Source organism: Amycolatopsis sp. lyj-108 (assembly GCF_046549005.1).
GTDB lineage: Bacteria > Actinomycetota > Actinomycetes > Mycobacteriales > Pseudonocardiaceae > Amycolatopsis.
In genome coordinates this window covers 1-20,022 of record NZ_JAJPWQ010000016.1, presented here as the reverse complement: position 1 = coordinate 20,022, position 20,022 = coordinate 1, and the positions used below count along the sequence as shown (strand labels likewise).

The 20,022-nt window shown below is 67.2% G+C and carries 16 protein-coding genes, 1 tRNA gene and 1 pseudogene; 6 read left to right on the top strand and 12 right to left on the bottom strand.

The features are described 5' to 3' along the window. Positions 1 to 33: 33 nt before the first annotated feature. Positions 34 to 1,455 (bottom strand): ATP-binding protein, encoded by a 1,422-nt coding sequence (locus tag ACLJO0_RS40165; protein ID WP_410585059.1) that lies wholly within the window; start codon positions 1,453 to 1,455, stop codon positions 34 to 36. Then, the gene (locus ACLJO0_RS40160; RefSeq protein WP_125796083.1) at positions 1,452 to 3,107 is read right to left on the bottom strand and encodes an FAD-dependent oxidoreductase; all 1,656 of its coding nucleotides are present in this window, start codon (positions 3,105 to 3,107) and stop codon (positions 1,452 to 1,454) included. The genes ACLJO0_RS40165 and ACLJO0_RS40160 overlap by 4 nt, the downstream gene beginning before the upstream one ends. Before the next feature lie 25 nt (positions 3,108 to 3,132). On the opposite strand from ACLJO0_RS40160, the gene ACLJO0_RS40155 reads away from it, so the two are divergent. Continuing rightward, positions 3,133 to 3,858, top strand: a complete 726-nt coding sequence (locus tag ACLJO0_RS40155; RefSeq protein ID WP_410585056.1) for a hypothetical protein — start codon at positions 3,133 to 3,135, stop codon at positions 3,856 to 3,858. Here the strand turns inward: ACLJO0_RS40155 and ACLJO0_RS40150 are convergent. Both ACLJO0_RS40150 and ACLJO0_RS40145 read right to left on the bottom strand, forming a co-directional pair. Further along, positions 3,845 to 4,399, bottom strand: a complete 555-nt coding sequence (locus ACLJO0_RS40150; protein ID WP_410585054.1) for an HdeD family acid-resistance protein — start codon at positions 4,397 to 4,399, stop codon at positions 3,845 to 3,847. The two genes, ACLJO0_RS40155 and ACLJO0_RS40150, sit on opposite strands and share 14 nt — an antisense overlap. A 104-nt stretch (positions 4,400 to 4,503) precedes the next feature. After that, positions 4,504 to 6,657, bottom strand: a complete 2,154-nt coding sequence (locus tag ACLJO0_RS40145; RefSeq protein ID WP_410585052.1) for an RICIN domain-containing protein — start codon at positions 6,655 to 6,657, stop codon at positions 4,504 to 4,506. A 268-nt stretch (positions 6,658 to 6,925) separates the two neighbouring features. Here ACLJO0_RS40145 and ACLJO0_RS40140 point away from each other — a divergent pair. Then, positions 6,926 to 6,998: transfer RNA gene (locus ACLJO0_RS40140), tRNA-Ala, on the top strand. A 209-nt stretch (positions 6,999 to 7,207) separates the two neighbouring features. Further along, entirely contained in the window at positions 7,208 to 7,447 is a 240-nt protein-coding gene (locus ACLJO0_RS40135) for a hypothetical protein (protein WP_410585377.1), read from the top strand. A gap of 199 nt (positions 7,448 to 7,646) precedes the next feature. Here the strand turns inward: ACLJO0_RS40135 and ACLJO0_RS40130 are convergent. Continuing rightward, positions 7,647 to 8,155, bottom strand: a pseudogene (locus ACLJO0_RS40130) (transposase); the annotation flags it as partial. Beyond that, positions 8,152 to 8,349 (bottom strand): hypothetical protein, encoded by a 198-nt coding sequence (locus ACLJO0_RS40125; protein ID WP_410585050.1) that lies wholly within the window; start codon positions 8,347 to 8,349, stop codon positions 8,152 to 8,154. The pseudogene ACLJO0_RS40130 and the gene ACLJO0_RS40125, both read right to left, overlap by 4 nt. A gap of 805 nt (positions 8,350 to 9,154) precedes the next feature. Between ACLJO0_RS40125 and ACLJO0_RS40120 the strand changes: the two genes are divergently transcribed. Then, positions 9,155 to 10,054, top strand: a complete 900-nt coding sequence (locus ACLJO0_RS40120) for a hypothetical protein (protein ID WP_410585048.1) — start codon at positions 9,155 to 9,157, stop codon at positions 10,052 to 10,054. A 698-nt stretch (positions 10,055 to 10,752) separates the two neighbouring features. Here the strand turns inward: ACLJO0_RS40120 and ACLJO0_RS40115 are convergent. Then, positions 10,753 to 11,580: an APH(3'') family aminoglycoside O-phosphotransferase gene (locus ACLJO0_RS40115; protein ID WP_410585046.1), complete on the bottom strand. Its 828-nt coding sequence runs from the start codon at positions 11,578 to 11,580 to the stop codon at positions 10,753 to 10,755. Positions 11,581 to 11,818: 238 nt separating this feature from the next. Then, a complete protein-coding gene (locus ACLJO0_RS40110; protein ID WP_410585044.1) occupies positions 11,819 to 15,064 on the bottom strand; it encodes a BTAD domain-containing putative transcriptional regulator in 3,246 nt (1,081 codons plus the stop codon). A gap of 121 nt (positions 15,065 to 15,185) precedes the next feature. Between ACLJO0_RS40110 and ACLJO0_RS40105 the strand changes: the two genes are divergently transcribed. Further along, positions 15,186 to 16,079 carry an NAD(P)-dependent oxidoreductase gene (locus tag ACLJO0_RS40105; protein WP_410585042.1) on the top strand — a complete coding sequence of 298 codons (894 nt, stop codon included), beginning with the start codon at positions 15,186 to 15,188 and terminating at the stop codon, positions 16,077 to 16,079. A gap of 3 nt (positions 16,080 to 16,082) precedes the next feature. Beyond that, on the top strand, positions 16,083 to 16,847 hold the full coding sequence (locus ACLJO0_RS40100; protein WP_410585040.1) for an SDR family oxidoreductase: 765 nt from the start codon (positions 16,083 to 16,085) through the stop codon (positions 16,845 to 16,847). 873 nt (positions 16,848 to 17,720) lie between these two features. Here ACLJO0_RS40100 and ACLJO0_RS40095 read toward each other — a convergent pair. The 4 genes from ACLJO0_RS40095 to ACLJO0_RS40080 form a co-directional block, all read right to left on the bottom strand. After that, positions 17,721 to 17,969, bottom strand: a complete 249-nt coding sequence (locus ACLJO0_RS40095) for a sensor histidine kinase (RefSeq protein WP_410585038.1) — start codon at positions 17,967 to 17,969, stop codon at positions 17,721 to 17,723. A 34-nt stretch (positions 17,970 to 18,003) separates the two neighbouring features. Continuing rightward, positions 18,004 to 18,330: a sensor histidine kinase gene (locus tag ACLJO0_RS40090; protein WP_410585036.1), complete on the bottom strand. Its 327-nt coding sequence runs from the start codon at positions 18,328 to 18,330 to the stop codon at positions 18,004 to 18,006. 17 nt (positions 18,331 to 18,347) lie between these two features. Beyond that, positions 18,348 to 18,770: a hypothetical protein gene (locus ACLJO0_RS40085; RefSeq protein WP_410585034.1), complete on the bottom strand. Its 423-nt coding sequence runs from the start codon at positions 18,768 to 18,770 to the stop codon at positions 18,348 to 18,350. A gap of 480 nt (positions 18,771 to 19,250) precedes the next feature. Further along, a complete protein-coding gene (locus tag ACLJO0_RS40080; protein WP_410585032.1) occupies positions 19,251 to 19,931 on the bottom strand; it encodes an alpha/beta fold hydrolase in 681 nt (226 codons plus the stop codon). Between the last annotated feature and the right edge of the window lie 91 nt (positions 19,932 to 20,022).

Genomic DNA, 20,022 nt, shown 5'->3' with positions numbered 1-20,022 from the left:
AGTTCCTGGCGAACCGTTGGGGTGGAAGGAAAGTCAGATCACGGACTGCTCCGAGACCGGCAGGCACACGGTGAAGCGCGTGTCACCCGGCGCCGAATCGACCCGGAGGTCGCCCTGATGCCGTTCGACGACGATGCGCCAGGAGATGTCCAGGCCGAGCCCGGTCCCCTGCCCCACCGGCTTCGTGGTGAAGAACGGTTCGAAGATCCGCTGCCGCACCTCCGCCGCAATCCCCGGTCCGGTGTCACCGATCTCGACGTGCACGTGATCGTTCACCCTGGACGTCCGCAGGGTCAGCGTGCCCTCGGTCCCCATGGCGCCGAGCGCGTTGTCGATGATGTTCGTCCACACCTGGTTCAGCTCGCCCGCGTACGCCGGGATCCTCGGCACCGCGTGGTCGTACTCCTTCACGACCCGGATCCCCGGCCCGATCTTCCCGGCGAGCATGACGAGGGTGGAGTCGAGTCCTTCGTGGACGTCGATCCACTGGTGTGGCGCGCGGTCCATCTGGGAGTACTGCTTGGCCTTGCCGACCAGCACCGAGATGCGGGTGGTCGAATCCTCGATCTCGCCCATCAGCATCTCGGTCTCGAGCGCGTACGCCAGCCAGCGGACGGCGCCGTCGAGGAAGGTCTCCCCCACCGAATCCAGCAGGCGATCGAGATCGGGCACGGTCAGCCCGGCGCGGACGTAGATGTCGGCGAGGTCCCAGCCCTGGTCGATGCCGTGGCCGTCGAACCAGTCGCCGATCTCGTCCTCGCGGTCGGCCTGCTGCATCGCGGACAGCTTCGGCGCCGAGGCGACCTGTTTGACCAGCTGTTCCTGGATTTCGAGCAGCTGCTCCAGCAGCGACGGGTCGACGTTCTTCTTCGCCAGCATCGCGAGTTTGTGCCGCATCCCGGCGACCCGTTCCCGCAGCGACGCCGTCGCGCGGACGGCCGCCGCGGCCGGGTTGTTGAGTTCGTGGGTCAACCCGGCGGAAAGCTCGCCGAGCGCCAGCAGCCGCCGCCGCGAACCGATCACGGTGTCGCTGTTGCGCCAGCCGAGGTACATCCCCTCCAGCAGATGTGTCGCCATCGGGAACCACCGGCGGAACTCGGTGGCGAACTCGGCCGCGGGCAAGGTCAGGAAGGTGAGGTCGCTGACCGCGTGCACCGAAGCGCCGTAGGTGTGTTCGGTCTCCTGGTGCACGAAGAACTGCGTCGCGCCGCAGTAGGCGCCGCGCTGATCGGACCGGATCGTCTCGACCTCGGTGTCGCCGACGAGCCGTGTCATCCGCAACGCGCCGGACAGCAGCAGGTAGAAGCAGGTGGCGGGTTCACCCTCGCGCATGACCGTGGTGCCGCCGCTGTACTGCTCCAGCTTGGCGTGCTCGTCGATCCAGTCCAGCTGTTCGTCGCTGAGGTGCTCGAAGAGGAAGAGCCCGCGCAGTTCCTCCCTTGGCAGAACGCTCATTGCTCCTCCAGGTATCGGTGGACCAGGGTGACCGCCATGGCGCCTTCACCCACGGCCGACGCGACGCGCTTCACCGACGCCGCCCGCACGTCGCCCGCCACGAACACGCCGGGGATGGACGACTCCAGGTAGTGCGGGTCGCGGTCCAGCGGCCAGCCCGGCGGCGGACCGCCGTCGGTGAGCAGATCGGGGCCGGTCCGTACGAAACCGTGGTCGTCACGCTGGATCTCCGTGCCGAGCCAGTCGGTGCGCGGCGCCGCGCCGATGAAGATGAAGAGGTGACCGGTGGGCACGGTCTCGGTGGTGGAACCGTTCTCGCACAAGGTCAGCCGTTCGAGGTGATCGTCGCCGTGCGCCTCGACCACGGTGGTCCGGGTGCGGACGTGGATGTTCTCGATCCCGGCGATCTGCTCGATCAGGTAGTGCGACATCGACGCTTCGAGCGACTGGCCGCGGACGAGGATGGTGACGTCGGCGGCGTGTTTGGAGAAGAACACCGCCGCCTGGCCCGCCGAGTTCGCGCCGCCGACGATGTAGACGTGCTCGCCCTTGCATTCGGGCGCTTCGGTGGCGGCGGAGCCGTAGTAGACACCGCGGCCGGCGAGTTCGGCGATCCCGGGAGCCTCCAGCGCCCGATAGGTGACGCCGCTGGCCAGCACCACGGAATGCGCGGCGATCTCGGTCCCGTCGCCGAACATGACCACGCGCGCCGAACCACGCGCTTCGAGGCCGACGACGTCACGGGCGGTGAGCACCTCGGCGCCGAACTTGAGCGCCTGCCGCCGCGCGCGATCGGTGAGCTGCGCGCCGGAAACGCCGTCCGGGAAGCCGAGATAGTTCTCGATGCGGGAGCTGGTGCCCGCCTGCCCGCCGGTCGCCTTGCGCTCGACGATGACGGTGCGCAGCCCCTCCGACGCGCCGTACACGGCCGCCCCGAGCCCGGCGGGTCCGCCGCCGATCACGATCAGGTCGTAGAACTCCTGCGCAGGCCGGGTGGACAGGCCGACGGCGTCGGCGAGTTCGGGCCCGGACGGCTGACGCAGCACCGTGCCGTCCGGCGTGACCAGCACCGGGATGTCCTGCGGCGCCGCGTCCGCCGCGTCGAGGATCCGGCGGCCCTCGTCGTCGTCCACCGAGTACCAGCGGTACGGCACGGCGTTGCGCGCCAGGAAATCGCGCAGGTGGAACGACGGCGACGAGTACCGGTGGCCGATGAGCTTGATCTCGTCGACCGGCCGCTCCCCCACCGCGCGCCAGGTCTCCACCAGCGCGTCGATGACCGGATAGAGCTTCTCCTCCGGCGGATCCCACGGCTTGAGGAGGTAATGGTCGACGTCGACGACGTTGATCGCCTGGATCGCGGCGTCCGTGTCGGCGTAGGCGGTCAGCAGCGCGCGCCGGGCGTGCGGGAACAGGTCCATCGCCTTCTCGAGGAAGACGATGCCGTCCATCTGTGGCATCCGGTAATCGGCGAGGATCGCGGCCACGGCGTCGCCGCGCAGCTTGAGCTCGCGCAGCGCTTCGAGGGCGTCGGCGCCGGAATCGGCCCGGATGATCCGATAGTCCTTCCCGTACCTTCTGCGCAGGTCGCGGGCGACCGAACGGGACACGGCGGGATCGTCGTCGACGGTCAAGAGGATCGGCTGGCTCACCGCATCAGCCTATTACGTTGGCGACGTGCTGACCGAAGCCGAAGAAGTGATCCACGCCCGTGCCGCCATCGCCGGTGAGGCGGCCACCGCGGCCGGGCTGCCCGGCACCTTCTCCGCGTGGCGCGAGGACGGGCTGCTCGTGGTCATCGCCACGGCACCGGAGCTGCGGTTCCTGCGCACGATCTCCGGAATCACCGAGGACAACCTGGCGCGGGCCGTCCGGCTCGCCGGGGCGTCGTGCTGGGACGGCGACCCGCCGACGCTGGTGCTGCCGCCGGGTCTCCCCCACGGAACCGGCCTCGTGCCCGCCGGTGTCCGCCCGATCGCGATCCTTCCGCTCGCCGGACTCGCGGCCGAGGACGCGGACGTCGACGACGCACCCGACATCGACGTTTTCCTCCGCATCCTGCTGGAAGGGTACGAAAGCGGCGACGCGGTGACGTCGTTCATCGCCGCCGAGCACGCCGATCCGCGGCTCCGGCGGTCGCTGCTCATCGAGGACGGTGTGCCGATCTCCGCCGCGGCCCTGAGCACGCACGGACCGGGTGTCCTCCTCGGCGGATCCGCCACGCCGCGGACTCATCGCGGCAAAGGAGCACAGGCGCGGCTGCTCCTCCACGGCCTGACCGCGGCCGCCCGCGAAGGCCGCCGCTTCGCCGTCGCGACCACGGTGGAAGGTTCGCCGAGCCTGTCGAACCTGCGCCGCGCCGGCGCGCGGATCCAGCTGCGACAGGCGTTCAGGCCCGCGTGAGTTTGCGCAGGCGGAAGGCCAGTACCAGCAGCATCACGCCGTACAGCAGGGCATAGATCCCGACCAGGAGCGCGATCCCGTAGGCACCGGCGATCGGGTTGAACACGATCACGATGCCGGCGATCAGCGAAAGCGCGCCCGCGGCGATGAGGAACGCCTCACCCTCGATCTGCTTGCGCAGCCGGATCGCGGCGACGATCTCGACGATGCCGGTGAAGATCGCCCAGAAGCCGACCAGCAGCGCCAGCACGAGCACCGTGATCCCCGGCCAGATCAGGACCAGGACCCCGGCGATGATCCCGAGGGCACCCAGGACTCCGTAGGCGGCACGATGAGCGGCGTCACCCGGCCGGAAGGCCTGCATGATGCCGCCGATGCCGTCGAATATCGCGTAGATGCCGTAAAGGATCGCGAGGGCGAGGACGGTCGTTCCCGGCCAGATCAACGCGAGAACGCCGAAGAGGATGGCGAAAACCCCGCGCACGGCGGCGAGCGGCCAGGCCAGGCGGGGTTCGACGACGGTGAGACCGACGAGAGGCATGCCCCGAGTATCGGAGCGCCGGTGGGCTTACGCGCGGCACGCCACTCGTAGGGGTGAAAGGACCGGTGCGCGCCGCGACCGCCATCCCGGCGCGCACCGGGGTATCAGGGATAAGCGACCAGGTTGGCCACCGTCGATCCCGAGTTCGCCGGTCCGCCGCGGTCGTTGACGACCCGCGCGATGGTCCCGTTCCCGCCGAGGGAGACGGCGACCATGCTGCGGAACCGGACGTTCGGGTTGTTCGGCGCTTCGATCGCGCGATCCGCCACCACACTCGGATCGACGTTGAAGTAGCAGTAGCTGCCGAGCCCGTACGCCTCGTGGGCCGTCACCGAGTTCGCCACCTTGTAGGCCGCGTAACCCCGCGTCGAGCCGTTCATCCAGGCGGCCTGATTCGGTGGGTCGTAAGGCATTTCGTTCTGATAGAAGTACGTCCGGCCGCGGTCGCCGGTCCAGATCGTCTGGTACTTCTGATAGTGCTCGACGAACAGGCCGTACATCGTGGCGTCGTCACCGTTGACGATCAGCCCGGTGTCGGCGGTGTTGGTGTTCCATCCGACCCCGCTGCCGTGGTCGGCACGCCAGATCCACAGATGGTCGCCGATGACGTCGTCGCTGTTGACCACCAGGCTGTTCGTGGCCTTGCCGACGCCCGCCCCGCCGACGCGGAAGAACACGTCGTGCAGCGAAGTCGGGTTGGCCGCGTGATCCTGCGCGGAGTTCGCCGGGCCGACCTCCATCAACGTGTTCGAGTTCGTCGTACCCGCGTCGATCAGCACGCCGGCGACCTTGACGCCGTCGACGTCGGCCACCGTCATCGCGGTGATGCCGTTGTCCGGGATCAGTGTCGCCAGGCCGAGGCCGAGCACGACGGTGTCCGGCCGGGTGACGCGGAGCGTCTCGGCGAGGTGATAGACACCCGGCGTGATCAGGAGGTCCTTGCCCGCGGCGAGGGCGGCGTTGATCTGCGACGCCGTCGTGCCGGGCTTCGCGATGAAGAACCGGCTGATCGGCAGCGAGGACCCCGGCTGGCCGGTGCCCCAGGTGATGCCGGAGGCGTTGGTGCGCTTGGCGGGCACGAAGACCTGATACGCGCCCGCGTTGTCGACGTACAGGAACGGCTTCTCCCGCACGACCGGCGTCGTGTTCACCGCGGTGTACGGCGGATTGGGGAAACTCGTCGACGGCGCGCCGTCCACGCCGGCGAACACCATGTTCCAGTTGGAGCCGCTCCAGCTCCCGAACTGCGAGTTGCGCGAGATCCACTGCTGCTGCGAGCCCGACCGGACCTGACCGTCGACCTTCACGTCGGACATCCAGCCGCCGCTGGACCAGCCACCGTCGTCGAGCTGCAGGTTGCCGCGGACATGCATCCGACGGTAGGGCGCGGCCTGCGAAACGGCCCAGCGATCCGTGCCACCTGCCGGGTTGACGGACAGGTTTTCCGCGCCACGCCAGAAGTTCTGCGTCGCGTTGCCCTGGAACCAGTCGGCCTCCGCGTGCACCGCGCCGTTGATCGTCACATTGTCGGGTGAGAGGCCGAGCCCGAGCACCTGCGTGTAGAACCCGACGTTGACGTCGACGTTGTACGAGCCCGGTTTGAACAGCAGCGCCGTCCGGTTCGAGCCGAACTGGCTGGTCTCCTGCCGCGAGAACACGCTGTTGACCTGGGACTGGATCGCCGACTGCGACATAGCGGGATCGAAGACGAGCACGTTCGGCCCGAGGTCGGGGTTCGCGGTGCCGGTGACCGGGGTGAGCCGGAAGGACTGGGCGCCGGTGCCGTTGCAGGCGTACTGCTGGAGCTGGATGCCGTCCTGGGTCGAGAGGCCCGGGATGTCCAGGCATTTGCCGCTGTTGCGGCTCACGAAGTGATACGCCCCACCGGATTCCTCGACCGGCTGCCACTGCTGGTTGTTCCCGCCGCCGTAGGCCCACAGATGGATCAGCCCGCCGTCGGCCGTCGACACTTCGGCGACGTCCCACACCTGCGCCGGGTCGTTGCGCGTATTGACCCGGTAGTAGCCACCCGAAGTGGGCTGGAACTGCCACTGCTGGGAGAAGGTCTGATTGCAGGCGTACTGCTGGACGACCGTCCCGTTCGCCGATCCGGCGGCACGCGCGTCCACGCATTTCCCGCCGGTGGTCGTCACCGTGTACCAGGTACCGGGAACGATGGCCGCCTGCGCCGCCGGAGCCACCACGATCAGCGCTCCGACCAGGGAAAACAGGGCTATCAGGGCTGCTCTGGCCCGCATCAGGACCTCCTCCGCGTCATTCGGGCAGGACGAGCTGAGGCGGAGCCCAGTGGAGACGCGGCGTAGCGGGCGGGGACCTCGGCGTCACGATGGACGAAAACGTAACGGCGGTCACACGCGAAGTCAATACACGTCTAAAAATAAGTCGCAAAAATGCAGGTCAGTGCCTATCCGGCGGCTCGAGGCAGCACAGAGTGACCCCCGCGTGAACGGCCCCGGCGGGCGGTGTAATGTATGGACACACGAGATGCGGAGAACAACCCGCTTCGGGGCTATGGCGCAGCTGGTAGCGCACCTCACTGGCAGTGAGGGGGTCAGGGGTTCGAGTCCCCTTAGCTCCACAGTGACGAAACACCGCCCACCTTGCACATAGACCAAGGTAGGGCGGTTTTTTCGTGGGTCCTCACTTTGAGAAATGCCGCGCCGAACTTCGGCTACCGTTCAGTAACTGGGGCAAACCTGGGGCACGCCCATGACCCCGTTTCAAACGGGGTCACCAAAACTGCCCCAGCTGGGTCATCCTTCCGGGTATTCCTGCGGAGATTCTCCAGTGCTGCTCGGGGTTCCACCCGCGACCCACCTGCACACCACCAACCCGATCGAGTCGACCTTCGCCACCGTGCGGCATCGAACGAAGGTCACCAAGGGTCCGGCTCGCGGGCCGGACTCGCCATGGCGATACGCGGTCGTGGACGAGCTGCCGCCCGACCGGAACGAACTGGATGACTTCCTCGTCTCCCAGGACAACAGGCCGCACACCAAGATCACCACCGAACTCGCCGACACGTGACGGCGGGCGGCGGTAACCGCTGGCATCGCCTGGACCCCGACCACCCGCGCCCGCCGCTGCGGTGCGGCCCACCGGACTTCGCGAGATGGCTGCGCGAGCCGGCCGCTCCGCCCGCGCTCGAGCTCCCGACCCACCGGGCTCCCGGCGTGTGTGGTGGTGGATATGGGTAAGGGCGGAGCGTCTGCTGCCGTAGCGGCCGTCAGGCCGTCATGGTCAGGTTGTGCATGAGGGCGATGCCGCGGGTGGCGTGCGAGACGCCGTCGCGTTTGCGGCGGCAGTTGCGCAGGATGTTCCAGGTCTTCATGTGCGCCAGGGCGTGCTTGACACGGGCGCGGACACTTTTGTGGACGGTGTTGAGGTCCTCTTTCCATTGCGGTAACGGCGGTTGCCCCTCGCGGGTTTGCGATACGGCATGATCACTTCCGCGTTGCCCTGGTAGCCGCCGTCGGCCTTCCCTTTCGCGCCCCGGCATTGCTGATCGACGCCGGAGTCGGTGTAGGCGCGGCAGTCGTTGCGGTTTCCCGGGGTGGGGTCGCCGATCGCGACGACCAGGCGGGGGTCGGCGTCGATGACGACCTGCATGTTCACCGAGTACCGGTAGTTCTTGCTGGAGGCGGACAGGGTGCGGTCATGGGTGGGAACCAGGGTGCCGTCCACGATCAGCACCGTGTCCGGGCCGTGCTTGCGGGTCACCGGCGAGAGCGTCAAGCAGCGGCGCCCCAACCCGGCCAGCGTTGCTCGGCGGTCAGATCGTTCACCAGCACCGACCACCTGGTGACGTAAGCCTCGACGGAAGGGCCCTCACTCACGGTGAACTGCGACTCCTCCAGCCCGCAAGCCCAGAAATCGGTGAACGCGATCAGTTCGTGCGGGTCCTCCGCCATGTGGAGAGATCGCCGCACCGTCCACCCCAGGAAGTTCGCCCGCCCCCGAACACACAACATCTACCCGACGGGCCTGGATCGGGGTCACTGCGATGACATCGCCCACATGCAGCGGTTTCTCGGGCTGCTTTGGCAGGTCCTCGATCGAGCGGGACACCTGATCGTCGCGGTACATGGCAGCCAAGCGGACAGTCGTGACCGCCGGGGTCCTGTGTTTCGCATGGTTCGTACGAACAACCAGACGAGCCAGCGGACGCGCGCTACGCCGGACGCTCCATCAAGTCACACTGACTCGCGCGCTCATGCCGAGGTGAGGGAGGCCCTAATCGCGCGCCTGACAGCGAGATCCGATATGACTGAGGATGGGCGTTGAGAAAGACATTGCGGCTCACCTAGGACGTGTGAAAGCGGCGATCCGCGAGACGAGGGCCGATCCGCGCATTGGATGGGCGTGGCTAGAGGCGGACTATCGCGCATCGCCCGCGCGAGCGTTTCACGGCGGGAAAGGTGCGCTCACCGTCGAAGATCGCGGCATGCCGGCGCTGGAGGAGGCCATGAGCGCACTTTTGAGCGCCCAACGCGTCAGGGCGGTTTGGCGGGACGAGGACCTGTGGACCACTGTCCTGTCCCTCCTCGCAGCAGCGTCAGCCGACAGCTCGCTCGACCTCGAAGTTACAGTTCGGAAGTTGCTGAAGCCCCCGGCGGTCCGCATAGCCGCCGCGCTCGCGAATGTGACCTGGGCAACGGAACCAGCGACACTCGGGGAACTCGTGATTGCAAGATTTGACATGCCATCGGGGAACTCGTGATTGCAAGATTTGACATGCCAGAGGACGCCACACCAGTAGCACGCGAGCTCAACCTCGATGCATGGGAAACAGAGGCGTTCGTGGACCACGCTCGACAGATGTTGGCCAAGTTTGGTGGCTTCGTCGTGGCAACCGCAACGAGCAGCCGACAGGGAAATCTGGCTTATCACGACTTCGGGCGCACCCTTGATGACGCCATTGGACTCGTCCTTCTATTATCAGACCGCCTTGACGAACACGGCATCTACTCGTTGCGTGGAGCGACCAATCGACCCGGCGTGCGTGGTATAGCGCTGGACCGCAGGACATTGGGAGACCTGCTCGCCGAGAGTGGATCAGCCGAGCTCGCCGCTCAGGTGCTAACCATCACGGGCTGGAGTGCCGGCAACGACTTCCGTTGGATGAGCGCTGATCCCATGCCACTCGATCGATTGCTCGACGCTGAACTGCTTCCCCTGCTCGACGACCTCCTCGTGGCAGATGACGCAATCGCGCAGCGCCTCAGGGTCGCCGCTCGTTGGTATGCACGAGCGTTCTGGGCCGATGCTGAAGACGACGCGGCGCTCGCCGTCAGCGTGGCGCTCGACTCACTACTCACAGGCAAAGATGCAGTCCCGGGCGCCGTTAGCAAGGGACGATTCGCACTGCTCGAACGCGACCCGGCCGCTCGCGCCGCTCGATTCGACCGCTACGAGCAGGTATACAAGGTCCGCAGCGCAATTGCTCACGGCGGTGACGCGACGCGCTCCCTCGCAAGAATCGGCGGGACGCGGACCATCCTTGAGGACGCTCGCTGGACAGCGAGACAGCTTCTGACGCTTCGCCAGATCTCGACGCCGAAGGACGATGCCGCCTTTCGCGAACTCTGGTCTGCGGTTCAGTGGGGAACGCTGCCCTGGATAGAACACGCCTGACGGTTGACATCAAACCCGCCTCTCAACCAGTGACCGGCGGCTGCAGCGAAGTACGCCCGTCAACGCAACGATCTGCCGCGACGAGCGCCGACCGAGCAGTCCACTACGACAGGACTTGATACGCGGGCTGTCTACCCGTTATTGCGAGCGGGCGTTGTTGTCGCGGCGCCAGGCGAAATCGCGTGTCAGGCTGGCCAACCGTAGCCGGACGCGACGGCTAGGCGGGTCCGGCACCGAACGCTAACAGCGACGTGGTCTCGAGTCCGCCGCAGCGGCAACGACCCACTGGCTGCTACCAACTCTCACATCAATTTTCCTGGAGCAGACCTGGAGCATCCCGTCCGCTACAACAACGTCCAACAACGATAAACCGCGTTGAACAGAGCACAACTGCGCCAGCCGACCAGCGGGTTCTCGATAACCTCGGGTCAGCGCCTTGCTTGAACCTGGCAGTGAGGGGGTCAGGGGTTCGAGTCCCCTTAGCTCCACCAAATTTTTCGGTTTGTTGCTCTGAACTGCGGTTTGTTCGCAGAGTAGCCACTTTGCTCAACACGCGAGCAAAGTGGTTTTTCCCTGTTCAGGGCCCGGTGCTGTGTTTTAATCCCGTACGGTATCGACTCGGGGCCGGAGCTCCGGCACCCGCATCGCCTGGCTCCGGCGGCCGAGCCCCGGATCCTCGATGGTCTCGGTCTTGCTCGCTATCCCCAGGTGAGGGGGTCGAGGTGGAGGTAGAACCGTTGCCGGTCGGTGTCGAGCGTGATCCCGTAACTGCCGGCGAAAACATCGTTGGCAGCGATCGCTTGGTTCTCGTCGACCCAGCTTTCGCGTGCGCTGGCGAGCAGCAAAGCGATGTCGGCATAGGGATCCGCCCGGCCGAGGCGACCGAGATCGATGAATCCCGCGAAGTTCAGTGCGACCGGATCGAGGATGATGTTGGGCAGGCAGAGGTCGCCGTGACAGACGACGGTGTCGCCGGCTTCTTGCACGAGGCGGCGATCGACTTGCCCGGCAAGCCGCGCGAGCAGCTCGGCGGGCGGCGTCTGCTGCTGGTCGACCGGCAGGAACTCCGGATTGACCTTGTCGCTGGCGACGACATCCTGGGCGATGGCGAACATCTGCGCCAGGCTCCGGCTGAACGGACAGTCCTTCGCCGGCAGGGCATGCAAACCTCGCACGCCGTCAGCGATCGACGGCCACGCTTGACGAAGGTCTTGGGCCGACACGCTGTCCGCGGGCACTCCTTGGACAGCGCTGGTCACTAAACACGCTCCGCCGGCGCCGGAGCCCCACCCGAGCACCTCGGGTCCCGGGATACCCCTGACACTGAGCCACTCCACCCGGTTTCGTTCCTGTTCCAGCAGATCCTCCTGCTCGGCCAGGACACACTTGGCATACCGCGAGCCGTCGGCGCTGCGGAAAACCGAGGCGCCGGACTCTCCGCTCAGGACGGGCTCCCACCCCCCGGGATGATGCCGGGAGAGCAAGAACTCCCATTCACGAACCGGTGACCCCTGCACGAAGATCATCGTAGAGGAGCGGCCTGTTCCCAGAGATCCAAGTTCAGGATCAGGCAGCGCTGGGTACGCGCGCCTCGATCCAGAGACCGTAGATATCGATGCTTGCGAATCAGCAACGCCACCGGCACAGGCGCGGTCCGACGGCAAAACGCGAGCCCACCCTCGAGCGAAGACGCTCCTACGGACACGACAGGATCGTGTAGTGCGTTCTCCTGCTGCCGCTACCAGCTGGAGCGTTTGCCGGATGCTAGGTATTCGGCGTTGTGGTGTGTCCGACGACGTCGTCGGGGTCATTTCTCCGACCGTGGTCGAATTCGGTGACGAAGACGTTTTCGGGCAGGTTGTGCCGGATCCTGGTGGTGATCCGGTCGATGTCGCCGTGTTCGGCGGCCGGTAGTGGCGCTCCCGCTGCTTTTCTGAGTGCGGTGGCCGCGCCGAGCATGCGGGCGGCGCGGTGGTGGTGACCGGCGAGCGAGTGTGCTCCGGCCAGTCCTTCCAGCGCGAGCGCGATCGCCCGTTGGTCGCCGGTGGCCTGGGCGGCGGCGTAGCCGTCCAGGTGGAGGTCGAGCGACGCCGCGGCGTCGCCGCGTTGTTCCGCGATGAAGCCGAGTTCGGCCAGGATCAGTGCGAGGCCGGGGGTTCCGTTCCAGCGCCGGCACCAGTCGAGCCAGTTTCGCAGATGTGTTTCGGCGGTATCGAGGTCGCCTTGTCTGCGTGCGCCGAGCCCGAGGCCGACTTCGGCGTGTTGGACGCCCCATTGGTGGGACTGGTCCGCGGCCAGCCGCATCGCCCGGGTATGGAACTCCTTCGCTGTGGCGTAGTCACCTGCCAGCAAAGCGCTGCGGCCGAGTCCGGACAGTTCGTATGCCGCCTCGGTCCACAAACCGAGTTCTTCGGCGTTGCGCAAACCCTCTCGGCGAAGGCGTGCGGCTTCTTCGTAGCCACCACTGATTTCGGACAACGTGGCAAGGCCCTGCCTGGCCTTCAGCTGCCCCCAGCGGTCGCCGAGCTCTTCGAAAAGAGCCAGACTTCGGCGGCCGAGCCGGTCTGCTTCGGCGAGGTCACCCTTGGTCGTGGCGAACGTGTGTGTGATCAGGACGGCCGCGAGGCCCCAGTTGTCACCGGCGTCGTGGTAGGCCGCAAGAAGGCGGTCGTTCCGGTCACCCGCCGTCGCCGGGGCATCGAAACCACTCTGTGCGAAGCCGAGGAACCACTCGGCCCAGGCCCGCGCGGCCGGGTCGGCGACGGCGTCGTACAGCGTCTCCAGCACACGACTCGGCCTGATCGTGTCCGGATCGGTGGCATCGCGGATCAGCAGCGTAATCCCGGCTCGCCAGACGGCGGCCACGGCCCTCGTCGCGGCGGGCGCCGGCCCGCGGAGGCCCATTACCAGGTTCAGCATTCGGCGTGCCTCGCCGAGCCTGCCACGCAAGAACCAGTACCAGCCCAGCGCGTTGACCAGCCGGAGCGCCGATTCCGCCTCGTCGTCCTGGATCGCGTCTTCCAGCGCCCGGTGGAGATCGGCGGTCTCGGCGTCGAGGCGCCTCAGCCAGTGTCTTTGATGCCGGCTTCGCAGGTGCGGCTCGGCGCGTTCGGCGAGTTCGGCGTAGTACCGGCGGTGCAGCTGCCGGATCCGTTCGGACTCGCCCGCTTCGTCGAGCCGTTCGTGGCTGTAGGCCGCGACGGATTCGAGTAGCCGGTACCGGGGGCCGTCCGCGGTCTCGGTCATGACGACGAGCGAGCGGTCCACCAGCCGGGCAAGCAGGTCGAGGATCTCCCTCGTCCGTACTCCCCCGCCGGCGCAGGTCGTTTCGGCCGCCTCGATGGTGCAGCCTCCGGCATGGACGGAAAGACGGCGCAGCACCAGGCGTTCGGCCTCGGTGAGCAGTTCCCAGCTCCAGTCGATCATCGCCCGCAACGTCCGCTGACGAGCAGGCGCTCCTCGTTTCTCGCCTGCCAGCAATCGGAACCGGTCGTCCACTCGCGCGGCCAGTTCCCGCACGCCCAAGGCCCGGAGCCGGGTGGCGGCCAGTTCCAGGGCGAGCGGAATTCCGTCGAGCCGTCGGCAGATCGTGGCGACGGCGTCGGCGTTGTCCGTGGTCAGGTCGAACCCGGGCACGGCGGCGCTCGCTCGTGCGAGGAACAGCCGGACCGCGCTGGACTCGCGTACGGCTTCGATCGCCGCCCCGGGCTCCGGTGGCTCCAGCGGCGGCACGGGCCACACCTGTTCCCCGTCGACCGCGAGCGGCTGACGGCTGGTCGCCAGGATTCGCAGGCCAGGCGCTGTCGACAGCAGTCGTTCGACGAGTTCGGCGGCCGACTCGGACACATGCTCGCAGTTGTCCAATACCAGCAGGAGCTGCTTCGTCCGCAGGGCGCCGGTGAGCCGCTCGAGCGAGGAAACGGGACCAGAGGAGGGAAACAGGACGGTCGTGGCGTCGTCGCGGAGGCCGAGGACCGTGGCCACCAGGTCGGTCAGTTCCGCTGACGTCCGCGGATCGTCCTGGCGATCCAGCCTGGTCAGTTCGACCAGCCAGACGCCGTCGGGGAAGGCATCGACCTGGCCGCCCGCCGTCTCCACGGCCAGCCGCGTCTTGCCGACGCCGCCGGGGCCGGTCAGCGTCACCAACCGGGCCGTGTCCAGTTCCGAGCGCACCGCGCCGACGACGTCCGATCTGCCTATCAGGGCGCTCAGCGGGACGGGCAAGTTGGTTCGCGGCGCCGCGCCGGAAGCATGGCTGAGATGGGTGGCCTGTTCCAGGATCGACTGGTGAAGGGCGGCCAGCTCGGGCCCGGGGTCCAGGCCCAGTTCCCCGGCCAACCGGTGCCGCAGCCCGCTGTAGGCGGCCAGTGCCTCGGCTTGGCGCCCGGCGAGGTAGAGCGCACGCATGTAGACCGCGCACAGACGTTCCCGCAGGGGGTATCGAGCCACTGGTTCGCGGAGCTCGGCGGCAAGCCCGGCGGCGAGCCGATCATCCGACTCCAGCCTCGCCTCAGCCTGTTCCTCCAGAACGACCAGCCGCTCCTCCTCGAGACGTCGAGTGAGATGCCCGGCGAACTCCGCGTCCTGGAAGTCCGCGAACGCCGGCCCTCGCCACAGCCGCAAGGCCTCCGACAACAACTCAGCCCGGGTGCGGGCGTCGTCGCTGATCCGCGCCCGCGCGGCCAGGTCCCGGAACCGACCCAGGTCCACCATGGCCGGATCGACCCGCAGCAGATAGCCGGGTGGCAGCGACACCACCAGGTCACGCCCTCCCGGCTCGGCGCCTTCCAACGCCCGCCGGAGCTGCCAGACCCTCGTCTGCAAGGTCTTTCTGGGGTTGAGCGGAAGCCTCTCACCCCACAGATCGTCGATCAGCCGATCGGCCGACACCGGACGGCCCTCGTGGATCAGCAGGTCCGCCAGCAACGCACGGACCTTCGACTCCCCGACCTCGACCGGAGTCCCGTCCGCCGTCCACACGGCCAACGGACCGAGCACTCCGAAACGCACGACACCACGGTAACCGGCCGGCAGCCGATCGGGTCGACGCGCACCCGGCCTAGACCGGACCTAGACCGGCCCCGGGGCGGCCCCTCCCAGGGTGGTGCTCACAGACCCGAATGGAGTTCGCGTGAACGAACACGAAGCACCCGTCCCGGTGACGGTCATCGGCCTCGGCGCGATGGGCAAGGCGCTGGCCGCCACGTTCCTGGCCGCCGGCCATCCCACCACCGTCTGGAACCGCTCCGCGGGCAAGGCCGACGGCCTCGTCGCGGACGGCGCGACGCGGGCGGCCACGATCACCGAGGCGGTCACGGCGAGCCCTCTGGTGGTCGTCTGCCTGCTGGACTACCCGGTCCTGCACGAGATCCTCGATCCGGTGGGCGACACCTTGGCCGGTCGAGCACTGGTGAACCTCACCAACGGCACTCCGGACCAAGCCCGCGAGACCGCCACCTGGGCAGCCCGGCACGGCACCGACTACCTCGACGGCGGCATCATGGCCGTGCCCCCGATGATCGGCCAGCCCGAAGCCCTCGTCCTCTACAGCGGCTCACGGCCCGTCCTCGACCAGAACGAGCAGGCGCTGAATCGGCTGGGCGCCGCCAGGTACGTCGGCACCGACCCCGGGTTGGCGTCGCTCTACGACCTGGCCCTGCTCAGCGCGATGTACGGCCAGTTCGCCGGGGCGAGCCACGCACTCGCCCTCGTCGGCACGGAGAAGGCAGACCTGGCGGAGTTCGCCTCATCCCTGCTGACCCCCTGGCTGACCGCGACGACCATCGCGCTCCCCCTGCTCGCCCAACAGAACGGCACCAGCACGCAGACGGTCGAGGAATCCGATTCCCCACCGGACATGCAGGCGGTGGCGATCGCCAACATCGTCACGGCCAGCAACTCCCAGAACGTCGACAAAGCCCTGCTCTCCCACTTGCTCATCCCCCTGCGAGACCTCATCGGCCGGCGCGCCCACGGCCGCGATCTCGCCGGCATGGTCGAGCTGCTCAAGAAACCCACGGAGTAGACCTTGAACAAGTATTCGGGCAAGAAGGCCGTCGTCGCCGGCGGAACACACGGTATGGGACTCGCGGTCGTCAAGGCGCTCCTCGACGGTGGCGCGGAGGTCGTGCTGACCGGCCGCAACGAGAAGAACATCGAAGCCGCACGTACCGAACTCGCGTCCTCTGCCGCGCACGTGGTCCGATCCGACGTCACCAGCATGGCCGACATCCACGCGCTCGGTGATCTCGTCGAGGACAAGCTCGGCCGGATCGACTTCGTGTTCGTCAACATCGGACTCGCCAGGCTCGAACCTTTCGACCAAGTCACCGAAGCGTCCTACGACCAGAGCTTCGACACCAACACGAAAGGCGCGTTCTTCACCACCCAACGGCTCGCTCCCCTCATCCGCGACGGCGGCTCGATCGTCTTCACCACGTCCATCGCCGACGAAGGCGGAACAGACGCCCTGACCGTCTACTCGGGAGCGAAAGCCGCCGTCCGGGCGTTCGCCAAAGGGATCGCCGGCGCACTGTTGCCCAGGAACATCCGGGTGAACGTGGTCAGCCCCGGCTTCATCGACACCCCGACCATGGGCATCGTCGGCATGACCGACGAGAGCCGGGACGCCTTTATGAAGATGGGAGACGCGGCAACTCCGATGCAGCGACACGGCACCGTCGAGGAAATCGCCACGGCCGTGCTGTTCCTCGCCTTCGACGCGACCTTCACCACCGGCGCCAGACTGACCGTCGACGGCGGCATCGGCCAAGGAATCCCCGCACCCCAGTAAGGACGGGCATCGAGGGCGGCCGAGTTCCCGGTCGCCCTCGAGTCGGCACGTCGTGGTCGAGACCAGCCCTGTCACACAGACTGATCGTCCACTGGGCGATGGGGGGCAAGCTACCCCTCCTGCCGTCGGGCCCGGAGCAGGTAGTGCCCCTTCGCAGAGCCATGCGTCTCTTTAGATGCCGACTGGGTCGCCAATCTCGAAGGCCATCAACCCGGTGCTCGCCGCCCAATCGTGCCAAGATTCTCCTGGCGGCTCCGCGTTCCCTCCCCCTTGACGTGGAGCCACCCTTTTCCGCGCCGTGCCGCGCGCTCCCGACATCGCCTCTCATCATTCACACGAATTTCCCTGGGGCAAAACTGGGGCATAAGGCGGTTTCGAACGGTCTCGAACTCCACCCAACAACACTGAACCGCAGTGCTTTTCCTGCGGTTTCTCCGTTCCCGCAGGTAGAAAGCCCTTGCACACCTCACTGGCAGTGAGGGGGTCAGGGGTTCGAGTCCCCTTAGCTCCACAATACGAAATACCGCCCACCTGGCAGATGAGCCGAGGTCGGGCGGTTTTTTCGTTCTGCCTCACTTTGAGAATTGGCGCGGCGAACTTCAGTTACTGTTCAGTACCAAGGTTCGCGGCACCTACGAACTGCACTTCGGCAAAAGGTTCCGCGGCCACTTCTACTGGTACATCCATAACGTCGAGGTCGACGGGCCGAGCAGCAACCCGGCGTGGGCCACCCGCGCCAAGTCCACAAAGCCAAATGCCGACCCAGCGCGCGGGCTCACCACCGCCACCATGGGAGGCGCTGGTGGTGATGCCCCAATGTGACATCGGGGACGTTGAGTGTCCCCAATGCCACATTGGGGGCACCTTCGGGACTCACGACATCGTGACCGGGAGGCGGATGGTGAACGTCGCGCCCTCGCCGGGCGGACTGGTGACGGTCACCGTGCCGTGGTGCGCCGCCACCAGGTCGCGGACGATCGCGAGGCCCAGACCGCTGCCCCCGGTCTGGCGGCTGCGGGACTTCTCCGCGCGCCAGAAGCGGTCGAACACGTGAGGTAGGTCGTCGGCCGCGATACCGGGACCGGTATCGGACACCGCGATCGCGATGACCGCGTTGGACACCAGATTGGCCAGTACCTGGCGCAGCCGTACCGGGTCAGCGGTCAGTACCGGGTCGTTCCGCTGACGTCTGATGCATGGCGACGACCTGACCGAGCGAATCGCTCAGGTCGACCGGTTCCGGATGCAGCCGCAGTTCGCCCGCCTTGGCGGCGGAGAGGTCGCGCAGATCGTCGATGACGTGCTGGAGCAACAGTGCCTCTTCCAGCAGCGACGACACCAGGTCCGGGTCGAGTTCGACCACGCCGTCCTGTGCGGCTTCCAGGAGGTTGCGGATGTTGGCCAGCGGATTGCGCAGTTCGTGGGCGACGTCGCTGACCAGCTCGCCGCGCTGGCGCTCAAGCCATGCCCGCTGGCTCGCCATCTCGTTGAAGGCCTCGGTCAGCCGGTGAGGGCGTGCAGCGGGCGGACCAGCCGAGTGGCACCGAGGATGCTCACGCCGACGGTGAACACCAGCACCAGCGCGGCGATCCCGGTCGTACGGCCGACCGAAAGCTCGAACGCGGTGGACGGCTCGGTACCCGCGGGTTGGCCGAGCGTGAACAGCGCGGCCGGTGCGGTGTAGCGTCGCAGCTGCTCCTTGCGCGCCGAGCCGATGCACGCGTCGAACTGCTCCTGTACACCGCCGACAACGACCGGGGAATCGCTCGTCCAGCTGTAGTCGAGAGTGACTTCGACCGGCTGGATTCCTTGCTGGGCAAGGCAAGCGTTTGACCAGCGCGGTGAGTTCGCGTAGCGCCTGCCGTTCGGTCGCTGTCGGCGTGGTGAGGTCGGCGAGTGGGCACTGTACCGCCCCGGGGACACCGGTGACGACCACGTTCGGCCGTCCGGTCGGGCTCATCTGGACGTGGGCGGGGATGTTGTACCCGGCGAGGCAGGCGACCTGGTCGTCGGCGATGCTGCGCAGCCGCACTCGTTCGTCCGGTGGCAGGGCGAACGGGCCGGTCGCGCGTGAGTCGATACCGCCGCGCGCGCCCGCGGTCGTCGCGTTGAGCGGGTCGACGAGCGCCGGCCGGGAGAGGGCGGAACGGCGCCTTCACACAACTAGCGGAAACAGAATTCACGCGCTAACCAGACCGAAGCGTGCCCTGCATGCTCCATTCTCGGCATGTGCGTGCGTTCACGGGAACGACCGCTCGGCGGCATGAGAGACGTTCGGTGGCACTTGGTCGGCGGGACACCGGCCTTGCCGGGATCGGGCGGCTGTCCGATCCCAGCAAGCCGTCGGTAACGCATCCAGCGTGTCTGCACCGAGGTCGCGGCACCTGCGCGAAGGGGCTCCGGCTAGAGGTCGACGATGAGCTTCAGGACGAGCTCTGAAGCGTTGTGCATGAAGTTGTGTCCGGTATCCCAGGTATGCACAGTGAACTGTTCGTCGGCGCGTGCTTTCGCCGTCATCGCCGCGAGCGGGGATTCGCCAGGCCAACCTGTTGCTTCGACATAGTGCTTGACGGGTACGCCGCGCCATGCCCCCGTGAGTTTTGCGGCTTGCATCAGGGTGGCCAGCGGGTGCGGGCGTGCCCGCTTATCGAAAAACGGCAAGGGATCAACGAAAACTCCGGTGCGGGCCGACCCGTCGACGTACCAGGCGTGCTCCTCGTCGTTGGTCATCGACCAGCTGGAATCCCCGTTTTCGGGGATCAGGGCGTCCAGATAGACCAGTGCTCGGATTCGGTCGCATTCGGCGTCCGCGACACCGCTGATGATGCTTCCGCCGTAGCTATGGCCGACGAGGACGGCATCACGCTTGCCGTCCGCCTCTGGGGGAACTGCCCGTAGTGCCTGGATGGCCTGGTGCACGTGGTCGTCCAGGGTGATCACCTGTTGTGGCGGGTTTGCGTCCGGATCCAGGCCTATGGGAGTGAGCGCGACGACGGTGTGCCCGGCCTCTTTGAGAGCGGGGACTACGGGGTCGTACCACCAGCCGCCGTGCCAGGCGCCGGGTACAAGCAGATAAGTGGTCACGGGTGGATTTCCTTCCGGCATGTGAGTGCATAGCCAGGGCTGGTAGGCAAAGCCGAGATATGAAGACCGTCAATCAGCCGTTGGGCGTGAC